2 protein-coding genes are annotated in these 3,102 nt (G+C 64.1%); both read left to right on the plus strand.

Annotated elements, in window-relative coordinates; all coding sequences use genetic code 11:
• Positions 1-202: hypothetical protein (locus VIW95_RS17245; RefSeq protein WP_331588864.1), on the plus strand; the 202-nt coding region annotated here is incomplete at its 5' end.
• A partial coding sequence (locus tag VIW95_RS17250) for a UvrD-helicase domain-containing protein (RefSeq protein WP_331588866.1) occupies positions 199-3,102 on the plus strand: 2,904 nt, incomplete at its 3' end. The genes VIW95_RS17245 and VIW95_RS17250, both read left to right, overlap by 4 nt.

The raw sequence follows: 3,102 nt of genomic DNA on the forward strand, positions 1-3,102 counted from the left end.
CGAGGCGCGGCGCGCGTCGCGTGATTTCGTCGCGATCATCAAGGAAGCGCTGGAAGCGGGATTTTTTCCCGCCGCGCCGGACGATCGCGAATGCGACTGGTGCGACTACAAGCGAGTTTGCGGCCCGTACGAAGAGCGCCGCTCGAAAATCAAACCGAAAGTGCGGCTCAAGTCGCTGACGCGGCTGCGCGAGATGCCATGACGCTCGCGAAGCCGGCAATCATCTCCGATCAGGCGGTGCGCGATCGGATTCGCGACGACCTCGGCGTCACACTGGTAATCGAGGCGGCGGCCGGCACCGGCAAGACCACGGCGCTGGTGAATCGAATCGTGTCGGTTATCGGATCGGGGGGCGGCGAGCTGGCGCGGATCGTCGCGGTGACGTTCACCGAGAAGGCGGCCGGCGAGCTGAAGCTGCGCTTGCGCGCCGAAATCGAACGCGCGCGCCAAGGCACGGATGCGTTTAGCGAAGGGCGCGCGCGTTTCGACCTGGCGCTCAAGCAGCTGGAAGAAGCGCGCATCGGAACGATTCATTCCTTCTGCGCCGACCTCCTGCGCGAGCGGCCGGTGGAAGCGCGCGTCGATCCAATGTTCGAAGTCGCGCCCGAGGACGTTGCGGGCGAAATGTTCGACGCCGCGTTCGAGCGATGGTTCGAGAAAATCCTGGACAACCCGGGCGAGGGAATGCGCCGGCTGCTGCGCCGGCGCGATCTGTCGTCGCGCACGGGACCACGTGCGATCGCGCGTCGCGCGGCGCTCGAATTGATGAACTGGCGCGACTTCGACTCGCCGTGGCAGCATTCGCCGTTCGCGCGCGACGCGGAAATCGACGCGATCATCGCGGAGGTCGAGGCGCTCGGCAAACTTGCCGAACTTGGTGAAGATGACGACTGGCTGGCGAAGGGCCTCGCCGCGATCGCGAAGCCGGTCGCGGAGGCGACCCGGCTGGAGGCGGTGCGCGGCCGCGACTACGACGCGCTCGAGTCGGTGTTGGTCGGGCTTTGCACGGGGCGCCGCTGGGATTGGAAGGGCTACGGCGGAAGTTTTGGCGAGGTCGAGCGCGAGGAAGTTTTTCACCGGCGCGCCGACCTGCGCACTCGGCTGGAAAAGTTTCGCGACGACGCTGGAGCAAATCTGGCGCCCTTGTTGCGCGACGAATTGTGGCCCGTAGTCGGTATCTACGAAGACCTGAAGCGGCGTGCAGGACGTCTCGACTTTCTCGACCTGCTGCTGGTCGCGCGCAACCTCGTTCGCGACAATCCGGCGGTGCGCGTCGAGCTACAGAATCGCTTCACGCATATTTTTGTCGATGAATTTCAGGATACCGATCCGCTGCAGGCGGAAATCATTCTGCTGCTGTCGTCGGCTGATCCCGCCGAGACCAACTGGCTGAAGGTCAAGCCGATTCCGGGCAAATTATTTATCGTCGGCGATCCGAAACAATCTATTTATCGTTTTCGGCGCGCCGACGTTTCGCTCTACCAGGGCGTCAAACAACTGCTGCTGATGCATGGCGCGCAACTCGAGCATCTGACGGTCAGCTTTCGTGCGACGCCCGCGATTCAGACGATGGTTAACGCCGCCTTCGCGCCGCTGATGAGCGAGGAATCGGGCACGCAGCCGCTCTACGCGCCGCTGACGCCGTATCGCGCGGAGCCGGGGACACAACCGTCGATCGTCGTGCTGCCCGTGCCGGAGCCGTACGGCGATTTCGGCCGCGTCGTCAATTTCAGAATTGACCAGTCGATTCCCGAGGCGATTGCCGCGTATGCGCGATGGCTGGTGCATGAAAGCGGATGGACGGTGACCGAGCGCGAGGCGCCCGAGGTGCGGGTGCCGATTCGCCCGCGGCACATCTGCATCCTGTTTCGCCGCATGAATTCGTACGGTCGCGACATAACCCGGTCGTATTTGCGCGCGCTCGAAGCGCGGCATCTGCCGCACGTGCTGGTCAAGGGCGGATCGTTCAACGAGCGCGAAGAAGTAATCGCGATACGAAATCTGCTGGGTGCAATCGAACGGCCCGATGACGAGCTGATGGTTTTCGCTGCGCTGCGCGGTCCCGTGTTCGCGCTGTCGGACGCGGCGCTGCTCGAATTTCGCATGACCGTCGGCAGCCTGCATCCGTTTCGCAAACTGCCCGACGATTTGTCCGACAGCCTCAAGGAAGTGAAGGGCGCGCTCGACGTCATTAAAAATTTGCATCGCGGGCGGAATCGACGGCCGATAGCCGAGACGATCGCGACGCTGCTGGCGACTACGCGGGCGCATGCGGGGTTCGCGATCTGGCCGACCGGCGAGCAGGCGCTCGCCAATATCATGCGAATCATGGACCAGGCGCGGCGCTACGAAGCGCGCGGCGGGACCACGTCGTTTCGGGCCTTCGTCGATGAGCTCGAAGCGCGGGCGGAGCGCGACGAAGCGAGCGAGACGCCGATCGTCGAGGAAGGGACCGAGGGCGTGCGCATCATGACGGTGCATCGCGCGAAAGGCCTCGAGTTTCCAATCGTCATCCTCGCCGATATCACCTGCAACGAAACTCGCGCCGACGCGTCGCGATATATCGAGCCCGCGTCGAAGCTGGCGGCGATGGAACTTGCGGGATGCGCGCCGCGCGAGCTGCAGGAAAACCAGGCGCGAGAGCATCAGCGCGATCAGGAGGAAGCGATCCGCCTGCTGTACGTGGCAGCCACTCGCGCGCGCGATCTGATAGTCGTGCCTGCGGTTGGCGACGAGGAGAGCGAAGGCTGGCTCGCGCGGCTGAACCCCGTCGTCTATCCGGGAAATACGGAACGGCGCGCGCCAATCTCGACGCATCCGGCGGGATGCCCGGAATTCGGCGACGACAGCGTTCTGACGCGGCCCGTGAAAGCGCCTGGCAAAGTGAAATCGGTGGCGCCGGGATTACATCGCGCGCAAAAGGGCGAGCATCAGATCGTTTGGTGGGATCCGCGGCTGCTGATTCTCAACGTCGAAGAAAAGATGGGGCTGCGGCAGGACAAGCTGCTGCAGGCCGATGACAGCAAGCTCGTATCAGACCGCGGCGAAAAAATGCACGCAGAGTGGAGCGCGAGCCGGGCGACGATGCTTGCGGCGGGAACC

It is taken from the genome of Binatus sp. (SeqCode), from assembly GCF_036522015.1.
Taxonomy (GTDB): domain Bacteria; phylum Desulfobacterota; class Binatia; order Binatales; family Binataceae; genus Binatus.